At 66.0% G+C, this 18,527-nt stretch carries 16 protein-coding genes; 7 read left to right on the forward strand and 9 right to left on the reverse strand.

The window, feature by feature from the left end:
* Nucleotides 1–47: 47 nt before the first annotated feature.
* Together BLM15_RS16995 and BLM15_RS17000 are read left to right on the forward strand one after the other, a co-directional pair.
* Nucleotides 48–1,532, forward strand: coding sequence for an alginate export family protein (locus BLM15_RS16995; RefSeq protein WP_164547544.1), 1,485 nt, complete (start codon nucleotides 48–50; stop codon nucleotides 1,530–1,532).
* 71 nt (nucleotides 1,533–1,603) lie between these two features.
* Nucleotides 1,604–2,644: an LLM class flavin-dependent oxidoreductase gene (locus BLM15_RS17000; RefSeq protein WP_126113861.1), complete on the forward strand. Its 1,041-nt coding sequence runs from the start codon at nucleotides 1,604–1,606 to the stop codon at nucleotides 2,642–2,644.
* 426 nt (nucleotides 2,645–3,070) lie between these two features.
* On the opposite strand, the gene BLM15_RS17005 is transcribed toward BLM15_RS17000, so the two are convergent.
* From BLM15_RS17005 to BLM15_RS17030, 6 genes are all read right to left on the reverse strand, one after another.
* Nucleotides 3,071–3,802 (reverse strand): amino acid ABC transporter ATP-binding protein, encoded by a 732-nt coding sequence (locus tag BLM15_RS17005; protein WP_126116228.1) that lies wholly within the window; start codon nucleotides 3,800–3,802, stop codon nucleotides 3,071–3,073.
* A gap of 60 nt (nucleotides 3,803–3,862) precedes the next feature.
* A complete protein-coding gene (locus tag BLM15_RS17010; RefSeq protein WP_126113862.1) occupies nucleotides 3,863–4,705 on the reverse strand; it encodes a transporter substrate-binding domain-containing protein in 843 nt (280 codons plus the stop codon).
* Between the two features lie 42 nt (nucleotides 4,706–4,747).
* Nucleotides 4,748–5,365 (reverse strand): amino acid ABC transporter permease, encoded by a 618-nt coding sequence (locus tag BLM15_RS17015; RefSeq protein ID WP_164547697.1) that lies wholly within the window; start codon nucleotides 5,363–5,365, stop codon nucleotides 4,748–4,750.
* Between the two features lie 32 nt (nucleotides 5,366–5,397).
* A complete protein-coding gene (locus BLM15_RS17020) occupies nucleotides 5,398–6,066 on the reverse strand; it encodes an amino acid ABC transporter permease (RefSeq protein ID WP_126113863.1) in 669 nt (222 codons plus the stop codon).
* A gap of 117 nt (nucleotides 6,067–6,183) precedes the next feature.
* Complete coding sequence (locus BLM15_RS17025) at nucleotides 6,184–7,278, reverse strand: Gfo/Idh/MocA family protein (protein ID WP_126113864.1); 1,095 nt, start codon at nucleotides 7,276–7,278, stop codon at nucleotides 6,184–6,186.
* Nucleotides 7,275–8,138 (reverse strand): sugar phosphate isomerase/epimerase family protein, encoded by an 864-nt coding sequence (locus BLM15_RS17030; protein WP_126113865.1) that lies wholly within the window; start codon nucleotides 8,136–8,138, stop codon nucleotides 7,275–7,277. The genes BLM15_RS17025 and BLM15_RS17030 overlap by 4 nt, the downstream gene beginning before the upstream one ends.
* A 234-nt stretch (nucleotides 8,139–8,372) precedes the next feature.
* Between BLM15_RS17030 and BLM15_RS17035 the strand changes: the two genes are divergently transcribed.
* From BLM15_RS17035 to BLM15_RS17055, 5 genes are all read left to right on the forward strand, one after another.
* Nucleotides 8,373–9,089 carry a TetR/AcrR family transcriptional regulator gene (locus BLM15_RS17035; RefSeq protein ID WP_126113866.1) on the forward strand — a complete coding sequence of 239 codons (717 nt, stop codon included), beginning with the start codon at nucleotides 8,373–8,375 and terminating at the stop codon, nucleotides 9,087–9,089.
* Nucleotides 9,090–9,440: 351 nt separating this feature from the next.
* A complete protein-coding gene (locus BLM15_RS17040) occupies nucleotides 9,441–10,559 on the forward strand; it encodes a calcium-binding protein (RefSeq protein WP_126113867.1) in 1,119 nt (372 codons plus the stop codon).
* Between the two features lie 310 nt (nucleotides 10,560–10,869).
* Nucleotides 10,870–11,778, forward strand: a complete 909-nt coding sequence (locus BLM15_RS17045) for a LysR family transcriptional regulator (protein WP_126113868.1) — start codon at nucleotides 10,870–10,872, stop codon at nucleotides 11,776–11,778.
* 90 nt (nucleotides 11,779–11,868) lie between these two features.
* Nucleotides 11,869–13,920, forward strand: a complete 2,052-nt coding sequence (locus BLM15_RS17050) for a hydantoinase/oxoprolinase family protein (RefSeq protein WP_126113869.1) — start codon at nucleotides 11,869–11,871, stop codon at nucleotides 13,918–13,920.
* A 2-nt stretch (nucleotides 13,921–13,922) separates the two neighbouring features.
* Entirely contained in the window at nucleotides 13,923–15,926 is a 2,004-nt protein-coding gene (locus tag BLM15_RS17055; protein WP_126113870.1) for a hydantoinase B/oxoprolinase family protein, read from the forward strand.
* Between the two features lie 9 nt (nucleotides 15,927–15,935).
* Here BLM15_RS17055 and BLM15_RS17060 read toward each other — a convergent pair whose 3' ends face one another.
* The 3 genes from BLM15_RS17060 to BLM15_RS17070 are packed head-to-tail and all read right to left on the reverse strand — an operon-like array spanning nucleotide 15,936 to nucleotide 18,498.
* The gene (locus BLM15_RS17060; protein WP_126113871.1) at nucleotides 15,936–16,649 is read right to left on the reverse strand and encodes an MOSC domain-containing protein; all 714 of its coding nucleotides are present in this window, start codon (nucleotides 16,647–16,649) and stop codon (nucleotides 15,936–15,938) included.
* Nucleotides 16,646–17,545 (reverse strand): ABC transporter permease, encoded by a 900-nt coding sequence (locus BLM15_RS17065; RefSeq protein WP_126113872.1) that lies wholly within the window; start codon nucleotides 17,543–17,545, stop codon nucleotides 16,646–16,648. The genes BLM15_RS17060 and BLM15_RS17065 overlap by 4 nt, the downstream gene beginning before the upstream one ends.
* On the reverse strand, nucleotides 17,542–18,498 hold the full coding sequence (locus BLM15_RS17070; protein WP_126113873.1) for an ABC transporter permease: 957 nt from the start codon (nucleotides 18,496–18,498) through the stop codon (nucleotides 17,542–17,544). The genes BLM15_RS17065 and BLM15_RS17070 overlap by 4 nt, the downstream gene beginning before the upstream one ends.
* Nucleotides 18,499–18,527 lie beyond the last annotated feature (29 nt).

Below are 18,527 nucleotides of genomic sequence, written 5' to 3' on the forward strand. Positions count from 1 at the left end.
GTCGAGTGGCGAGTAGCGACGAGATGCCCTGCGAGACGATGGGTCCGGTGTCGCGGCTCGCCATCCCCTTTGTGCCAAGCCCCGTGAAGCTCCGGCGATCCAGGCAGCGCTTTCGCCGAAGCCTGAAACAATTGTCGCCGCGAAAGTGGATCATCGCTTTCGCGGCAGCAACGCTGCCTGTTATTGCGGGTGCACAGACAGGCACGGATATCGGCCGCGCGCCGACCTTGACGATCGAGCGTTACCCCGAAAGCTGGTCTTATCTGGCAGACCCCGCCCGGCGGACAGGGCGGTGGACGGAGCCGTTCAAATACATCCCTTTGAGCACGGATGGATCGACCTATCTCACGACAGGCCTCGAAGTCCGATCGCGCTACGAAGGCTATGCCAATGTCCGCTGGGGTGAGGCGCCGGACGACGGCTATGTCTGGCATCGCTTCATGCCCTATGCCGATTTCCATGTGGGAAAGCTGCGCCTGTTCGCTCAGCCTATCGTCTCCGGGATCTCGGGCGTCCGCCGCGCAAAGCGGCCCGTCGATACGACCGGCGCGGATATGCTGCAGGCATTCGTCGAGGTGGAGACGGATGTCGCGGAGGCGACCTCGCTGCGGATGTCGGCAGGTCGCAAGCTGATCTCGCTGGGCGCGGGACGCTTCGTCGACACGCGCTACGGCCCCAATATCCCTCAGGCGTTCGACGGCTTCGACATGTCTCTGACAGCCAAGGCCTGGCAGGTGACGGCTCTTTATTTTCGCCCAGTCGACAACCGGCTGGACGATTTCGATGACCGAACGTCGACCCAGAAATCCCTCTGGGGCGTCTATGCGACGCGATGGCTGGGCGATAGTCGTGCGAACGGCTTCGACGTCTATTATCTCGGGCTGCGGGACCGGAATGCGGTCTACGACCAGGGCGCCGGTAAAGAGCTGGTCCATACCATCGGAACCCGCATATTCGGAGACACAGGCAGCACGTACTGGAACCTCGAGGGCGCCGTTCAGCACGGGACGTTCGCAGGCCACCGGAGGGCGGCCTGGGGGATCGGTGGCGAGATCGGTCACCGGTTCTCGCAAGTCCCGTTGCAGCCCGACCTCAGACTCACCGCGGACGTGATCTCGGGCGACGACGACCCGGAAGATCCCGAACTCGGAACGCTCAATCCGCTCTTTCCCAGGGGCAAGTACTTTGCCTCCCAGTCGCCGATCGGACAGCGGAACCTGATCCATGTCCGGCCTTCCATCACGATCCGCCCGCACAAGGATGTCGAACTGTCGCTGTCGGGTACGGCCTATTGGCGACAGAGCACCGGCGACGGCATCTATGCGATCTCAGGCGCCCTCGTCCGCAGCGGCAAGGACAGCGATGCGCGCTTCATCGGAACGCAGGCCGAGATCGCCGCAGCATGGCAGGCAACGCCGGAGCTGAACCTCGCGGCTTCGATCGGAGTCTTCGCTCCGGGAACGTTCATTCGGGAGACCGGCCCGGCTCAGGTCATCAAGCTAATCGGCGTCATGGCGAACTATCGATTCTGACCATGCCGTTCTTAACTGCTCTCGAACCCATGTCCCCACGCCGCGCCGCTGAACGAGCTTAAGGATCACCTATGGAAATCGGTATCGACAGTTTTGCAGCGATCCTCCCCGATCCGGCGACGGGCAAACCTCCCTCGCCGACCGATCGCATGGCCGATCTCCTCGACGAGGTCGAGGTCGCCGACCGGGCCGGGCTCGATGTCTTCGGCATCGGCGAGCATCATCGCGCCGAGTTCCTCGATTCCGCACCAGCGATCATCCTGGCTGCGGCCGCGGCCCGCACCAGCCAGATCCGACTGACCAGCGCGGTGACGGTGCTGAGCGCCGCCGACCCGGTCCGGGTCTTCCAGGAGTTCGCGACCCTCGATCTGGTCGCCAGGGGGCGTGCCGAGATCATCGTCGGCCGCGGCTCGTTCGGCGAGGCCTATCCGCTGTTCGGCGCGGACCCGCGGGACTATGACGAGCTCTTCGCGGAGAAGCTCGGCCTGCTCCTGAAGCTCAACGAGACGACCTATCCGATCTGGAAGGGGCGCTTCCGCGCGGCGCTGGAGGGTCAGGGGGTCTATCCGCGTCCGCATCAGCCGCACCTGCCGCTTTGGGTCGGCGTTGGAGGCACGCCGCAATCCTTCGCTCGCGCCGGCACGCTCGGCCTGCCGCTGATGGTGGCGATCATCGGCGGGACCTTCGAGCGCTTCCGCCCGCTCGTCGATCTCTATCGCGAGGCCGGCTTGAGCGCCGGGCATAGTCCTGAGACGCTCAAGGTGGGCGTCCATGCAATGGGCTTTGTTGGCGAGACCGACATGGCGGCCAGGGAGGCGTTCTTCCCCGGTTGGGCGCATCTGACGGAAAAGATCGGCCGCGAGCGCGGCTGGCCGCCGCCGTCGCGCCAGCAGTTCGACGCCATGGCGGGTCCGGAAGGTGCGTTCCTGATCGGCGATCCGGCGACGGTCGCAGCCAAGATGCTTCAGGTGAGCGAGGTGCTGGGCGGTGTCTCGCGCATCACCTTCCAGATGAGTACCGCCTCGCTCGAAACGGCTGCGATGAAGCGGTCGATCGAACTCCTGGGTACCGAGGTCGCGCCGATCGTCCGCGCTGCTTGGAGCAAGTCGTGACGAGCGTTTCATCCCCGAAGAGGACACTGACGATGTCGACACCGGCCGATCGGGTTCTCGACGATCGTCCCCAGCGCAACAAGGCGCTCCTCCTCGAGGCGATGACCTCGCTGTTTCAGCGCCGTGACGCGGCGGCCGTGGAGCACCTCTACGCGCCGGATTACATCCAGCACAATCCCGACATTCCGCAGGGTCGCGACGCGCTTCAAGCGCTGGTCGCCGGGCTGCCGCAGGACGTCTACTACGAGCCCGGCCTGACCGTCGCCGACGCGTCATCCTCACTCCATAGCGGACGAAAGATACCGCAGATCGCTTTTGCAGACGTCTCGCGCCAGAAGCGGACTCTGCCTCGTCTCCCGAAAGCGGGCTTGCGCCGTGCGGCACACGGCCTGACAGCTTGCTCAGTCGCGCGCCCCGACACAGGCCTCAGTGCCGCGGCAGGATCTCCCCGAGGAACTTCCGCGTGCGCTCGTGGCGGGGATTGCCGAAGAACTCTCCAGGCGCGCCCTCCTCGACGATCGCGCCGCTGGCCATGAAGATCACCCGATCCGCGACCTGGCGCGCAAAGCCCATTTCATGGGTGACACAGATCATCGTCATGCCGTCCTCGGCGAGCCCGACCATCGTGTCGAGCACCTCCTTGACCATTTCCGGATCGAGGGCCGAGGTCGGCTCGTCGAACAACATCACTTTCGGCTCCATGCACAATGCCCGGGCAATGGCGACGCGCTGCTGCTGCCCGCCCGAGAGCTGAGCCGGGAACTTGTCGGCCTGGTTGAGGATCTTGACCCGGTCGAGCAGCCGCCGCGCGGTCGCCTCGGCCTGCGCGCGGGACACCCCACGTGAGCGCATCGGCGCGAGCACGCAGTTCCCCAGCACGGTCAGGTGCGGGAACAGGTTGAACTGCTGGAACACCATGCCGACCTCGCGGCGGATGGCGTCGATCACACCGGCATTCTCGATCAGCGCGGTGCCATCGATGACGATCTGCCCCTCCTGATAGGGCTCGAGATGGTTGATGCAGCGGATCAGCGTCGACTTGCCGGAGCCTGACGGCCCGCACAGGACGATCTTCTCGCCTGCGCGAACCGAGAGGTTGATGTCCGTCAGGACCTGGAAGCTGCCGAACCACTTGTTCACGCCTTGCATCGTGATCATCGGCGCGGGCGATGCGGCGGCTTTGTCGGTCATGGCGATGCCTTTCAAAGCGTCATTGCCTCAGCTGGCGACGAACGGGATCTCCGGCACGCTGTCCGGGAACGGCGGCAGCGGGTTCTTCATCCATTTCGGATAGATCTTCGCCAGCTCGCCATTCACTCTGATCTTGTCGATGAAGCCATTGATGAAGGCGTTGATCTCCTTCTCGCCGAGGCGCGTGCAGGCGCCGTTGTAGAGCTTGGTGAATTCGAGCTTGTTCTCGTAGACGCCCGGCTTCGCCTCCTCGAGGCGCGGAATGTAGAAGATGTTGCCGCCGACGGCCTGGACCTGGCCGGAGAGCAGTGCCTGGATCGTCGGCGCGTCGCCGTCGAAGCGCCGGATCGTCGTGCCGGGGGGCGCAGTCTTGGTGACGTCGGCATCCTGCACGCTGCCGCGTGCAACCCCGATCGTGTATTTGCCCATGTCGGCATGCGTCTTCACCACCACGTCCTTCGGCGCGATGAAGGTGATGATGTTGGCGGCGTAGGGCTTGCTGAACTGCACGGCTTTGGCGCGCTCGGGCAGCATCGCCATGGTGGCGAAGAGCACGTCGACGCGGCCGGAGGTCAGGGCCGGAATGCGGTTGGCGACGGCGAGCTGCACGAACTCGGCGGGGACGCCGAGCTCCTTGGAAAAGAGCTCGGAGATGTCGGCGTCGAGACCCTCCTGCTTGCCGGCGGAGTTGACGAAGCCCCAGGGTGGGTTGTCGCCCTGAATGCCGATGATGACCTTGCCGCGCCTCTTGATCTCGGCCGGCGTCACCGCCAGGGCCGGTCTGGTGATCAGCATCGGCATGGCCAGCGTCGCGGTGCCGGTGGCAATGAGCTGGCGGCGATTGAGGCCTGCTTTGGTGGTATGGGTCATCGTTCCCTCCTTACGTTGTTGGTCTTGGTGATGCCGCTGGTATCAGCGCGAGGCCGCGGCAAGCCTGCGCTCCAGCCGCGCGCCGTAGAGCGAAAGCGGCCAGCAGATGAGGAAATAGAGGGCGCCCACCACGCCAAAGACGAGCAGCGGCTTGAAGATCTGGTTGGAGATGATGGTTCCGGCCCGGGCGAGCTCGGTGAAGCCGACGATGGCGGCGAGCGAGGTGCCCTTGATCAGCTGGACAAGGAAGCCGATCGTCGCCGGCAGCGAGATGCGGATCGCCTGCGGCAGGACTACGTCCCGCATGCGCGAGACATAGCCAAGGCTCAGCGCCTTCGCCGCCTCGGTCTGCCCCTTCGGCACGGCCTCGATCGAGCCGCGCCAGATCTCGCCGAGGAAGGCGCTGGCGTGCAGCGTGAAGCCGATGGCGACGGAGAGCCAGGCGTCGAGCTTCAGCCCGACCAGAGCGAGCCCGTAATAGACCACGAAGAGCTGCATCAGGAGCGGCGTGCCCTGGAACAATGCGATGTAGCCGGCGGTCGCCTGCTCGAGCGGGCGGATGCCGGAGGTGCGGGCCAGCGCGATGCCGAGGCCGCTGACCGAGCCGCAGACGAAGCCGATCGCGGACAGGAAAACCGTCCATTTCAGCCCGGTGAGCAGGAAGAGGAATTCGCTTCAGTTCATGGCGCGCCTCACTTCACCGGATAGCTGAAATGGCGCGCCGTGATCTGCGCGAACATCCGCATCATCAGCCAGGACATGGCGAGGTAGAGCAGCGTGACGACGCCGTAGACCTCGAAACTGCGGAACGTATTGTTCTCGATGTTCTGCGCGACCGAGGTCAGCTCATAGGCCGAGATCGCCGAGGCGATGCTGGTCGTCAGCGTCAGCAGGATGAACTGGCTGGTCAGCGACGGGAAGATCGCGCGCAGCGCCGGCTTCAGCACGACGAGGCGGAAGACCTGGCCCTTGTGCAGCCCGAGCGCCAGCCCGGCCTCGATCTGCCCCTTGCTGATCGACTGCACGCCGCCGCGGATGATCTCGATCGCATAGGCGCCGCCATTGACGCCGAGCGCGATGATCGCCGTCGGCGTCGGGTCGAGCCGGATCCCGGCGAGCGGCAGCGCGAAGAAGATGAAGTAGATCTGGACCAGAAAGGGCGTGTTACGGATCAGCTCGACGAAGCTGATCACCAGCCAGCGTAAACCGCGATAGGGCGAGTCGCGCAGGACGACGCCGCCGATGCCGATGACGAGCGCGAGCACCATGCCCGCGAGCGCCAGGCCGAGCGTGCCGAGGCAGCCCCATAACAGGTCCGGAAGCCCGTCGATGACGGGGCCGAAATCGAACTTGTAATTCAAGACGTTTCTCCCCTCCTTGCCGGCCCTTCTTGCGGGGCCGGTGGTCTTGGCTGCGGTTCGTCTCCCCTCAGCCGTCTTTGGCTCCGGCGCCGCTCTCTTGGCGTCGCCGCTCCCGGCTCATGACGCCTGTCGCCGTGGCTGCTCCGATTGCGACGAGAGCAGAGCCACGTACTGATCCCGCAGATCGATCCGCTTGCCGCTCGCGGCGGCCTCGGCCACGGCGAGCGTCGCGATCAGCGTGCGTGCGCCGTCCTCGACCGGTTGCAGGGACACAGCCGTGCCGCGGATCACGTCGCGGAAATGGTCGAGCTGGGCGATGTAGGGATCGAGCGTTGGCGCGTGAATCCGCTGCGCCTGAATCGACTGGTTCCAGCTTGGTTCGCCGTTCGCTTGCGTCCAGGCGACCAGATTGGGGAATTCGAGCGCGCCGCGGCTGCCCATGAAGCGGTAGCTGCTCTCGCCGCTGAACGGGAACTCAGGTGCCTCCCCGACACCCTGCTCCGTCGTCCAGGGCGAGACGGCGCTGTCGCTGACGAAGAAAGTTCCGATCGTCCCGTTCTCGAACTCGATCAGCACGCCGGCCGTGTCCTCGACCGCAAAGCCGCGCTGGCGGTTCGATTGGATCGCACTGACCGAGACAATCTCGCCGACGCAGAAGCGCAAGAAGTCGATCTCGTGGATCAGGTTGATCAGGACGGGGCCGCCGCCGGCCTGCGTCCGCCAGGGCGCCGCGTTGAAATAGGCGTCCGGCTTGTAGACCGCCCAGATGGCGGAGACGCCGACGAGATCGCCGATCCGGCGTTCGCCCAGCAACGACCGCAAGGTCGCGACCTGGCGGTGGTGGCGACGGTGGTGACCGACCAGCGAGCGGATGCCGGCCGCCCGGGCCGCATCGATCAGCGCATTTGCCGAGTCCAGCGTGTCAGTGACCGGCTTCTCGATCAGGATGTGGATGCCGCGGCGGGCGCATTCGATGCCGTTCTCGGCATGCAGCTGGTTGGGCGAGGCGATGATGACGGCACTCGGCCGAGTCTCGTCGAGCATCGCGCGATAATCGGCGAAAACGCGCGCATCCGGGTTCTGCTCCGCGACCTGCCCGGCATTGACGTCGGCGATCCCGACGAGATCGAAGTCGGGATGCTCGGCGATCTTCGCCAGATGCTTGCGCCCGATCAGCCCTGCGCCGATCACGCCGATTGCGATATTCGTCATGCTCTCACGGATCCCTGTGGTTTCGTGCGGCTCGGAGTGTTGCCGGCCGCAGGCGCCTCGCGCCGCGGCAGGCCGTCGAGCACTCGGCGCGTCGCGGCATATGCCGTCACGATCCGCGAGCGCGCGTCGAGCCCGCGCATCGGCAGTTCGACACTGAGCGCGGCATCGGCCGGCAATGCCTGCAGCAGAGCGGCGAGCGGCAGCGCGCCCTCCCCTGGCGGCAATCTCCCTTCGCGCGCCTCGGTGATGGCCTCGGCATCGGTCACCGGCTGAGTCGTAGTCGCATCGCAGAGCTGGGCCGCGCGCAGAAACTGTCTCGGCAGGGCCGCGAGATCGCCCGGCACGCCGCCCGAGCGGCTAAGGTGCAGCGCGTCGACGAGCACGGCGCCATTGGGCCTGCCCGCCTGCCGCACGACCGCCTCGGCCTGCGCCAGGGTCCCGACCACGCGCCAGCGCATGAATTCCAGATCGACCCGCAGACCGAATTCCGCAGCGAGATCGCACAGCGCGGCAAAGCTGGCCGTCAACCGGACGCGATCGGCATCGTCGCCGGACACGGTCACCGCTGCCGCGCCCAATTCGGCTCCGGCTTCGAGCAGCGGGGCGAAGGAGCGAATGTCGAGGCCGGGTGTGAGCTGGATGAACTCGATCTCGTTCAGGCGCACGCCTTCCGAGGCCAGGATCGTGCGCAGTTCGCGCTGGGCCCACGATCCGACCCGGAGCGGATAGGCGACGCCCCCCGGCATCGCCGGATGGACGCGCAGGCCGATCGAGACGAAGCCCGCGCCCGCCGCCTCCCTCACCAGCTCCGGCGGCGAAAGTTCCAGCGCCGTCAAATGGGCAAGACCGAACGCACTCATTGACCGGTGCCTGCAGGCAGGTCAGCGCGCAGCCCGAGATGCAGCGCAATGCCTGGAGAGGACAAGCAAGCCCGAGCCAACCGACCGGATGTCGTGATCGTCATGCGGCCTCCCTATAATTAACCTATTGGATAATTACAATCTAATTATCCCTACGGATAATTGCTGTCAAGCGCCGTCAAATCGGCTAAGCTGGCAAGCACCATCATCGGAACGGACAGCTGGGATCGCGGGATGAAAGTAGCGGGCGCGCGTGTGCCGGCGGATACCGAACCAAAGGTTCGCCGCCGTGACCGCGAGAAGACGAAAGCCGAGATCCTGCAGATCGCCTTCGAGGAGTTTGCCGAGAGCGGCCTTCTCGGCGCCAATGCCGACGCGATCGCCGCGCGGGCCGGGATCACCAAGCGGTTGATCTTCTACTATTTCAACTCGAAGGAAGAGCTATTCACGGCCGTGCTGGAGATGGCCTACGGCAAGATGCGCCTGGCGGAGGAGAGCCTCCATCTCGAGACACTCGAGCCGGAGGCAGCGATCCGCCGGCTCGCCGAATTCACCTTCGATTTCCACCAGGCGAATCCGGAATACGTCCGGCTCGTCGCGATCGAGAACATCCATCGCGGCAGGCACATCAACAGCAGCGAGAAACTCAAGCAGATGACGCGGCCGGTCATCGGCCAGATCGAGCGCGTCCTGGCTAAGGGCAAGAGCCTTGGCGCAATCCGGCCCGGGGTCGACGCTTACGAACTCCACGCCACGCTAAACGCCCTGTCGATCTTCTCGGTGGCGAACCGGCATACCTTCGAGGCTCAATTCCGCTGGGACATGTCCTCGCCCGAAGCGAAGACCCGACGCCGGGTGGAGATCGCCGAAGTGCTCTGGCGCTATGTGCGCAGTGACAAGGTTTCTGCGATTTGCGATCAAGGATCAGAGGAGCAAAGGCTCGACACCTGACCTCTTGGACGTCAGCCAGGGGGCCAGCAGCCGAAGTTGGCGGGCTGCCGGATAGCCGACAACGGCGCGAGAACAGAATGGACATGGATCCAACCTTCCCACAGGTTGGCAATTGCACCATCTCGGGCGCCGATCAGCTGATGCGCCTCGAACGTCGCGCGATCGGCCTATCAACAACGCGCGCCTCAATCGCTTAACGGGACTGGAGAAGGCCGCCGCACTTTGAGCAAGGCCACATGTCGTTCGAACGGCCGACGAAAGTGGGGAGTTGACTATTTGCGGTCGCACGGATTGGTTGCAATGCCTCCGTTCAGATGGCGCGGATAAACGTCGATCAGGGAATGAACTCTAATGGCTACGTACATCGGAACGAATGGCGACGACGTCAATTTTGGCGGGCAAACCATCCAGTACGGATTGGGCGGCAACGACGTGCTTCGGGTTGCGGGTGCCGGATCGTTCACCCTCTTCGGCGGAGAGGGTAATGACTTTCTGATTTTCGCAGAGGGGGTCGACGCCAGCGGAAAGATGTATGGCGAGGCCGGGAATGACTTCTTGGAGGCCGATGCCGCGTTCGCAAGGAACGACGAGTTCTTCGGAGGCGACGGCGATGACAATATGTGGGGCTACGGGGGGAATGATACCCTCCTCGGCGGAGCCGGCAATGACCTAGCCGTTGGCGGGGACGGCGACGACACCCTCTATGGTGAGGATGGCAACGATCGCCTCGCCGGCGGGACCGGCACCAACTATCTCGACGGCGGCGCGGGCGACGACGAGCTCGATGGCGACATCGGCAACGACACCATGCTCGGCGGCACGGGTAACGACACCTTTCATTCCAGGGAGGGCAACGACGCTCTCTTTGGTGGCGATGGCAACGATATTCTCCGCGCTGGCGAGGGCGCTGACTGGATCGATGGTGGGGCCGGCTTCGACTACGCCGTCTATACGAACTGGGTCTCCGGCGTGGTCGTGCGCCTCGATGTCGGCATGGGCGTTGGCGGCGAGGCGCAGGGCGACACCTTGATCAATATTGAGGGCGTGTTGGGTTCCGCCCTCCAGGATTTCCTCATCGGCGACAGTGTCGGCAACGTTCTCTTCGGCCAGGATGGCGATGACTGGCTCTATGGCCAGGGCGGAGCGGACCAGCTTTACGGCGGCAATGGTTCGGACCAGATCATCGGTGGCTCCGGAGCCGACTACCTCTCCGGTGGTGCCGGCAACGATCAGTTCTGGACGCTGGCCGCGGATTTCGAGGCGGGTGTCTTCGACGTCATCAATGACTTCGGTTCGTCGGCCGGCAATTTCGATTATCTGCGCTTCGAGGGCATTGACCCCGCGCGCCTTACCTACACCGACGTCGGAAGTAGCCTCGTGATCAGCACCGACGCCCTCGGCGGCTCGGGTGGCATCATCATCAGCAACTTCAGCACGGCTTTGCTCGGCGACCATCTCATCTTCGCCTGAGCCGGGCGTGGCTGTCCGTTCCGCCTCTTGCAGAATCGCTGGCGCCTAAATCACCGGGACGGCCAGGAGCCTTTCCGGTGCTGGGGTCTCCATTCGCGGCCCGCAATCGCTCGGCGATGGTGCAGCAGACAAGCCGAAGACTATTCTGGGCACCTGCAGCCAAGCTAGGCATGGGAACATCCGCTTCCAGGCGGTCCAATTTGACAATGCGCAGGGTAGCTGATCCGCCGAGCGCAGATGGGCTTTAGTTCGGCAATAGCCGGAAGCGGCGGCTGCTGACAGGTGCCGCGACCGCCTCTAGGATCGCGCCATGCGTGCCCGCCAGATCGAAGTCTTTCGCATGGTCATGCGCTGCGGCACGCTGACCGGCGCCGCCGAGGCGCTCGCCGTCTCGCAGCCGGCGCTCAGCCAGATCCTGCTGCACACCGAGGACGAACTCGGCTTCAAGCTGTTCCTGCGCGTCAAGGGCCGGCTGATCCCGACTCCCGAGGCCGAGGAAATCTACCCCGAGGTCGAGCGCCTGTTCGGCGACCTCGAAATGCTCAGGCGGCGCACCCGCGACCTGCGCCATGGCAAGGCCGGGCTCGTGCGTCTCGCCGCCTCGGCGCCGCCATCCCTCTCCTTCGTCCCGGAGGCGCTGCGCCATTTCCGCGCTGCCCATCCGAACACGCGCGTGCGCTCCTATGTCGTGCCGGCCGAGGTCATCCTGACCATGCTAGACCGCGACCAGGCAGGGCTCGGCATCGCGATGATGGACCAGCCGACGCCCTTCATCGAGACCGAAGTGGTCGGCTACACCCGTGTGGTCTGCGTGCTGCCCGCCGGCCATCCGCTGGCCGAGCGTGACTCTGTCGGTGCCGAGGATCTCGATGGCGAGACGCTGATCTCCTACCGCGCCGAATCGCTGCCCGGGCAATTGCTGCGCGACGCGCTGGCCAAGCAAGGCCTGCCATTCCGGCCGGAGATGGAGATCGACGTCTCGATCATCGCGCTCGCCTTCGTACAGCAGGGCCTCGGCATCGCCGTCGTCGACGGCCTCCTGCCCTGGCACAATTTCCCCGGCCTGGTGACGCGCCCGTTCCGGCCGCATGTCGCGCTGCCGCTCTGCCTGCTCACCAGCACGCGCCGGCCGCTCTCGCGCAGCCATGAGCTGCTGCGCAACCATATCCGCACCGCCTGCCGGCAGCTCGATCTCGACCAGCCTGCGCCCGAGGCATAAGGGCGACTTATCCGGCACTGCCGTTTTGGTGTTGGACCCTGCACGGCACCCTCTCCAAGACTGGTCCGTCTTTTGTGGAACGGGCCCATCATGAGCTGGCGTATCGGCGTCGACATCGGCGGCACCTTCATCGACTTCTGCGCACTGGAAACCGGCAGCGGCCGCGTCGAGACCATCAAGGTTTTGACGACACCTGACGCCCCGGGGCGCGAACTCCTCGCCGGGCTCGACCTACTGAACGAGCGCCATGCGGTCCCACCGAAGGAGATCGTCTCCTTCGTCCACGGCACCACGGTCGGCATCAACACCATCATCCAGCGCAAGGGCAGCCGCCTCGGGCTGATCACCACCGCCGGCTTCGAGGACGTGATCGAGCTGGCGCGCCTGCGCATGCCGGACATGTACTCGCTGTTCTGCGCCCGCCCGGAGCAGCTCATCCCGCGCGACCGCGTCTTCGGCGTCGGCGGGCGCATCCTCTCCGATGGCAGCATCGCCGAGCCGCTCGACCGCGACGCGCTCGCGGATGCGACCACTAGGCTCAAAGCGCGCGGCATCGATGGCGTGATCGTCTCCTTCCTGCATGCCTATCGCAATCCCGCCCACGAAACCGAAGCCAGGGCGCTGATAGCCGGGCTGGCGCCGGAGCTCTTCGTCTTCACCACCAGCGAGGTCTGGCCGGTCATCCGCGAATATGAGCGCACCACCACAGCGATCCTGAACGGCTACGTCCATCCGCGCGTCTCAGGCTATCTCGACGCGCTCGAGGAGGCGCTCGCCTCGCGTGCCGTGCCGGCCGGCCCGATGCTGACCAAGTCGAATGGCGGGGTGATGAACGCCGCAACCGGCAAGCGCGCCTGCGTCAACATGCTGCTCTCGGGCACGGCCTCGGGCGTGATCGGCGCGGCCTATCTCGCCGAGCAGGCGGACGCCAGGAACATCCTCACCCTCGACATCGGCGGCACCAGCGCCGACCTCGCCTTGATCATCGACGGCCAGCCGCAATTCGGCACCGGCGAGGTCGTCGGCGACTTCCCGCTCTATGTGCCGAGCGTCTCGGTGACCTCGATCGGCGCCGGCGGTGGCTCGATCGCCTGGGCGGACGCCTTCGGCGTGCTCAAGGTCGGCCCCGAAAGCGCAGGCTCGACGCCCGGCCCCGCCTGCTATGGCCGCGGCGGCGCCCGTGCCACCGTCACCGACGCGATGGCGACCTGCGGCTTCCTCGGCCACACCGCCCTCGCCTATGACCAGATCGGCATGCGCCGTGATCTGGCGCAGAAGGTCGTTGGCGAGGTCGCGGCGATGCTCGGCCGCAGCGCGGAGGCGACGGCCGAGGCGATCATCGCCATCGCCGTCTCCGAGATGTTCGTCGAGGTCAACAAGCTCGTCGCCCGCTACGGCGTCGACCTGCGCGACTTCGCGCTGATGCCCTTCGGCGGCGCCGGGCCGATGCTCGGCTGCTTCCTGGCGCGCGAGCTCGGCATCCCGCGCGTGCTGGTGCCGCGCCGCCCCGGCGTCGTCAGCGCACTGGGCGGGCTGATCGCCGATCTGAAGGGCGACTTCATCCAGAGCGTCTTCGCCGCGGCGGAACCGGCCTCATTGCCGCAATTGCGCGAGGCGCTGGCGCAGCTCAAGCGCGACGGGCTCGCCTGGATCCGCGAGGACCAGCGCTTCACCGGGCCGGTCGTCGAAAGCCTGAGCGCCGACATGCGCTATCACGGCCAGTCCTTCGAGATCGAGGTGCCGCTCTCCGAGAACTGGCTGGTCGAGGGCGATCTCGCCGCGATCCGTGCTGCCTTCCACCGCCAGCATCTTGCCATCTACGACTTCAACGACGAGGCGGCCGAGGTCCAGATCGTCAATCTGCGCCTCGTCGTCACCGGCGCGACGCCGCGGCCCGAGCTCGCCCCGGCGAGCGAGGCGGTCGACGAGGCGGCGACCCCTGCGCGCTTCATCACGGTCTGGCTCGACGGCAGCGAGCGCGAGGTCGCGCTCTTCCACCGCGAGACGCTGCGCTGCGGCCAGCATTTCTCCGGCCCGGCCGTGGTCGCGCAGGAAGACACGACAATCTGCATTCCTGCCGGTTTCGAGGCGAAGGTCGACGCCTTCCTCAACCTGCATCTCATCCTGCGCGAGGGAGCCTGATCATGGTCGACAAGGTCACCTTGCAGGTCCTGGCCAATCACTGCCGGGCCGCGGCCGAGAACATGGCCTACACGCTCTACCGCACGGCCCATTCCACCTTCGTCAAGGAGACGGAGGACTTCACGGTGATGGTGATGGACCGCACCGGGCGCGTCGTCGCCGTGCCGATGGATCTCGGCGCGACCTGGTATCCGGGCATGAACTACAACCGCGCCATCGAGATGGTGCCGGAGTATCGCCCGGGCGACATCGCCTTCACCAACGATCCCTATAGCGGCTATCTCGCCACTCACGCCCCCGACACACATCTATGGAAACCGATCTTCCACGAGGGCGAGATCGTCTGCTTCGTCGGCGGCCATGTCCACAACACCGATATGGGTGGGGCGGTGCCGGCGAGCTTGTCGCGCTCGCTCACCGAAATCCATCAGGAGGGTATCCGCTTCCCGCCGATGACGCTGATGCGTGACGGCGCCTTCGACGAGACCGTGCTGCGCATCATGATGATGAACGTGCGCAAGCCCGCGCTGAACATGGGCGACCTCAAGGCGCTGGCCGGTGCGCTCAACACCGGCGAGCGCAAGATCCTGGCGATGGTCGCCAAGTTCGGCGCCAGGGGCTTCATGGACGGGCTCGACGGGTTGATGGATTATGCCGAGCATCAGGCCCGCGAGATCCTGCGCTCGATCCCCGATGGCGAGTATGTCTTCTCCGACTATGCCGACGAGGACGGTGTCGACGGCAATCCTTGCCGGCTGGCGCTGACGCTGACGATCAGGGGCGACGAGGCGGTCCTCGACTTCACGGGATCGGACCCGCAGCTCGGCTCCTCGCTCAACGTGCCGACCGGCTCCGACCCGCGCCATACGCTGCTGCTCGTCGGCGTCTACTACGTGCTCTACACGCTGAACCCGCAGCTCTTGCTCAATTCCGGCCTGACCCGGCCCTTCACCTGCATCGCACCGGAAGGGACGGTGCTGAACCCGTCCTTCCCGGCGGCGGTCGGCATGCGCAGCCTAACCTGCGCACGGCTGCGCAGCCTGATCTTCGGGGCCTTCAGCCTTGCCGCGCCTGAGCGCTTGCCGGCGGCGCCGGCCGGCTCCAGCTCGATCGTCAACGTGATGACGACCGACGAGAAGACGCATCGCAGCGTCATCGCGGCGATCAACCCGGTGGTCGGCGGCGGCGGCGGCATGCCGCATCGCGACGGTCCGAACGGCTCGGGCGCCGACGCCGCCTATCTCAAGAACACGCCGATCGAGATCACCGAGACCGAGGTGCCGATCCGGTTCATGCGCTACGGGCTCCTGCCAGATTCCGGCGGCGCCGGGCGCTGGCGCGGCGGGCTCGCGACAGTGATGGAATTCAAGGTGTTCTCGCCCAACTCGCGCATCACCGTGCGCAATCGCGACCGCTCGCACTTCCGGCCCTGGGGCACGCTCGGCGGCCTCTCCGCCGAGACCTCGAACTTCATCATCAACCCCCGCCGCCCGAATGAGCGCGTCCTCGGCAACACTGACATCGCCATCGCTGAGCCGGGCGACGTGATCCATATCCATTCGCCGGGCGGCGGCGGGCGCGGCTCGCCATTGGAGCGCGAGCCGGAACGTGTCCTGCTCGATGTCGAGCGCGGCTATGTCGGCCTTGACGCAGCACGCGAGCTCTACGGCGTGGTGATCGAAGGGGGCGCCGTCGATCCCGAGGCGACTGCTGCGTTGCGAGCGGAGCTGAGGACGCGAGCCCACCGGACGCATTTCCATTTCGGCCCGGAGCGGGACGCTTTCGAGCAGGTCTGGACGGCGGAGAACTATGCGGCACTGACGCGGCTGCTGGCCGGCTTGCCGGTGCATTGGCGCTTCTTCACCAAGACCAAGCTTTTCGCCATGATGCGGGACGGTTCCGGCAAGCTGGACCTGGCAGCGGCCTTCGCAATCGTTCGGCGGGACTATCCGCAAATTCCGGAGGTCGGGCAGGACGCGCCCGAGATCGCACAGGCGGCCGAATAGTCGCCTGGATCAGCGAACGGTGACGGTGACGCCGGTCGCGATCTCGCCGGGCGTCACCACGTCGCAATAGATCCCGAAATTGCGCTCGTGGTGCTTGACCACTGTCCGCAGGATCTCGACGTCCTGAGGCAGGCCTTCCTGCGCGATCGTGATGAAGCCGCAGCGCCCACAGGGCTCGCGCGCCTTCAGCACGACGTCCCCGATCCTGATCTCGCGCCCGATCCAGCCATGCTCGGGTATGGTCTCGAGCCCGTCAGGCCAGTCGACCAGAATGTTCGGCCGGAAGCGGCGGGTATCGATGACGCTGCCGGGCAGCTCGCGTTCGAGGCTGCGCAGCGCCGCGCTGGTGACGATATGGATCGGCGCATGCTCGTAGCGCGGCCTGAACCCGCCCGAGCCAAAGGTGTCGAACGGCTTCAGCACCGGCATGAAGCCGAAAGCCTGCGACAGATTCGCCAGCAGCTCGGCGTCATCAGGCCCTGCCCAGCGCTCGCCATCGAGCGAAAGGGCGACACCAATCCCCGAGGCTTTGGCATAGGCACGCGGCACGCCGATGAAGTGTTTCTCGCGGCCGGGCGAGGCGATGCGGCCGGTCGTGGCATCGAGCAATCCCCAGATCCTGTCGCCGGCGACTCCCCCAGTATCGACGTGAGTCTGCTCCAGCCGCTCGCCGGCCATCGAGCTGACCGGGTAGCGCCAGAGTTCGGCGACCTTTCCCGTCACTGGCCCTCCATCCGCGGGTCGAGCGCATCGCGCAGGCCATCGCCGATGAAGTTGAAGCTGGTGACCGCGAGCGTGATCGCGGCGCCGGGGATGATCGCGAGCCAGGGCGCGCTGGTGAGATAGCTCTGGGCGCTTTCCAGCATGTTGCCCCAGCTCGGCGTCGGCGGCTGGATGCCGAAGCCGAGGAAGGAGATATAGCTCTCCGCCAGGATCGCGTGGGCGACGTTGAGCGTCGCCGCGACGACGATCGGCGCGATCGCGTTCGGCAGCAGCTCGCGGATCATGATGCGCCGGTTGCTCGCGCCGAAGGAGACGGCGGCTTGCGCGAATTCGCGCGTCTTCAGCGAGCGGATCTGCGCCTCGACCACGCGGGCCACCTCCATCCAGGAGGTCATCGCGATCAGCAGGATGATCGACGGCACCGAGGGGGCGATCAGCGCCGAGATCGCCAGCAGCAGGAAGATCGAGGGGAAGCACAGCATCGCGTCGACGAAGCGCATCAGCGCAGCGCCCAGCGCGCCCTCGTAGAAGCCCGCGACCATGCCGACCACGATGCCGATCGCCATCGCGATCGCCATGGCCGAGAAGCCGACCGCCAGCGAGATCCGCCCGGCCATCAGGAGGCGCGCGAGGATGTCGCGCCCGAGCGGGTCGGTGCCGAGCACATGCGGGCCGGCGAGGGGCGGTGCGAAACGGTTGCGGATGTCGATGAAGGTGTCGGTATAAGGCAGGAGCCAGGGGCCGACGATGCAGGCGAGCGTCAGGAAGACGATCGTCGCCGCGCCGAAGACGGCGAGCCTGTGGCGCCGGAAGCGGCGCAGGCCCGGGCTGTTCCAGAAGCCGGGGGCCGGCGGCAGCGCCGGCTCGGCGGTGCTGGTGAAGGGCACGCCGCTCATCGCCCGCTCCTCGATATACGCGGGTCGGCGACGCCGTAGAGCAGGTCGGCGAGCAGGGACCCCATCAGGACGAGCACGGCGGTGAACATCAGGATGCCCATGACGACGGGGTAGTCGCGATAGCTGATCGAATCGAGGAAGAGCCGGCCCATGCCGGGCCAGGTGAAGACCGTCTCGGTCACCAGTGCACCCGACAGCAGCGTCGGCACATGCAGGCCGGTGATGGTGATCATCGGCAGTAGCGCATTGCGCAAGGCATGGCGCAGCAGGATTTGCCGCTCCGGCACGCCCTTGGCACGGGCGGTGCGGATGTAATCCTGATTGACCACCTCGAGCATGGAGGAGCGCATGTAGCGGCTCCAGACCGCTGTCGAGACCAGCGCCAAGACGATGCAGGGCCCGATCAGGTGATGCACCTGGTTGAGGAACGAGCCGTCGCCCATGGTGTAGCGATTGCCCGAGGGCAGCCAGCCGAGCCCGACCGAGAAGACATAGATCACGACGAGACCGAACCAGAAGGTCGGAATCGAGAGCGCGATCATGGCGCCGACAGTGGCGAGCGAGTCGAACAGCGAATAGCGCCGGATCGCGCCGAGGATGCCGACCCAGGCGCCGATCACCATGGCGAGCAGCGTCGAGGTCAGCATCAGCTCCAGCGTCGCGCCGATATGAGAGGCGATGATGTGCAGCACCGGCTGCTGGTCGCGATAGGACACGCCCCAGTCGCCGCGCAGCATGCGCCAGAGCCATTCAATGTATTGCACCGGCAGCGGGCGGTTGAGGCCGAGCTGTTCGGCGATGCGGTCGAGATCGGCCTGGGTCATGTCGCCGCCGGCCGCGAACTGCGACATCGGCCCGCCCGGTGCCAGATGCAGGATGGCGAAACCGATCACCGAGACGATCAGCAGCAGCAGCAGCGACTGCCCGAGGCGGCGCAGGAGGAAGGCGATCATGGCGCGCTACCTCCCGCCAGCGCCGGCTT

The organism is Bosea sp. Tri-49, assembly GCF_003952665.1.
Taxonomy (GTDB): Bacteria; Pseudomonadota; Alphaproteobacteria; order Rhizobiales; family Beijerinckiaceae; genus Allobosea.

What these genes read in the sequence shown, in the direction of transcription:
- BLM15_RS17000 (WP_126113861.1), top strand. Translation starts at nt 1,604, where the DNA reads ATGGAAATCGGTATCGACAGTTTTGCAGCGATCCTCCCCGATCCGGCG.
- BLM15_RS17005 (WP_126116228.1), bottom strand. Translation starts at nt 3,802, where the DNA reads ATGATCACGATGCAAGGCGTGAACAAGTGGTTCGGCAGCTTCCAGGTC.
- BLM15_RS17010 (WP_126113862.1), bottom strand. Translation starts at nt 4,705, where the DNA reads ATGACCCATACCACCAAAGCAGGCCTCAATCGCCGCCAGCTCATTGCC.
- BLM15_RS17025 (WP_126113864.1), bottom strand. Translation starts at nt 7,278, where the DNA reads ATGACGAATATCGCAATCGGCGTGATCGGCGCAGGGCTGATCGGGCGC.
- BLM15_RS17030 (WP_126113865.1), bottom strand. Translation starts at nt 8,138, where the DNA reads ATGAGTGCGTTCGGTCTTGCCCATTTGACGGCGCTGGAACTTTCGCCG.
- BLM15_RS17035 (WP_126113866.1), top strand. Translation starts at nt 8,373, where the DNA reads ATGAAAGTAGCGGGCGCGCGTGTGCCGGCGGATACCGAACCAAAGGTT.
- BLM15_RS17040 (WP_126113867.1), top strand. Translation starts at nt 9,441, where the DNA reads ATGGCTACGTACATCGGAACGAATGGCGACGACGTCAATTTTGGCGGG.
- BLM15_RS17045 (WP_126113868.1), top strand. Translation starts at nt 10,870, where the DNA reads ATGCGTGCCCGCCAGATCGAAGTCTTTCGCATGGTCATGCGCTGCGGC.
- BLM15_RS17050 (WP_126113869.1), top strand. Translation starts at nt 11,869, where the DNA reads ATGAGCTGGCGTATCGGCGTCGACATCGGCGGCACCTTCATCGACTTC.
- BLM15_RS17055 (WP_126113870.1), top strand. Translation starts at nt 13,923, where the DNA reads ATGGTCGACAAGGTCACCTTGCAGGTCCTGGCCAATCACTGCCGGGCC.
- BLM15_RS17065 (WP_126113872.1), bottom strand. Translation starts at nt 17,545, where the DNA reads ATGAGCGGCGTGCCCTTCACCAGCACCGCCGAGCCGGCGCTGCCGCCG.
- BLM15_RS17070 (WP_126113873.1), bottom strand. Translation starts at nt 18,498, where the DNA reads ATGATCGCCTTCCTCCTGCGCCGCCTCGGGCAGTCGCTGCTGCTGCTG.